The organism is Massilia sp. CT11-108 (assembly GCF_047302915.1).
Lineage (GTDB): Bacteria > Pseudomonadota > Gammaproteobacteria > Burkholderiales > Burkholderiaceae_D > Telluria > Telluria orientalis.
In genome coordinates, this window is record NZ_JBKYMO010001620.1 from 1 (window position 1) to 254 (window position 254).

A 254-nucleotide genomic window follows, 5' to 3' on the forward strand; every position below is an offset into this window, starting at 1 on the left:
GCGCGCCTCCTGGGCCTGCATCTCGGCAAGCCGGTCGGCCCACGGCACCCAGTCGGGTGCGATGAGGGCGTCGTCGCCCGGCATCAGCTCGGCCTCGAGCACCGAGGGCTCCTCGCCCTCGAGGTGCGCGACGCTGACCGTCCAGAACCAGCCGGGGTAACCGGGCAGCAGGGTCGCGAAGCGGACCGAGGTGACTCCCGGCTCGTCGTCGACGGGCGGGGCCTCGGCGCCGATCGTCTCGTCGGGGGTGATCT

General features: G+C 73.6%; 1 protein-coding gene. It reads right to left on the minus strand.

Translation table 11 applies throughout. The features are described 5' to 3' along the window. Nucleotides 1–254 (minus strand): DUF3027 domain-containing protein (locus ACEN88_RS35800; RefSeq protein ID WP_413347136.1); only part of this gene is annotated, 254 nt, incomplete at both ends.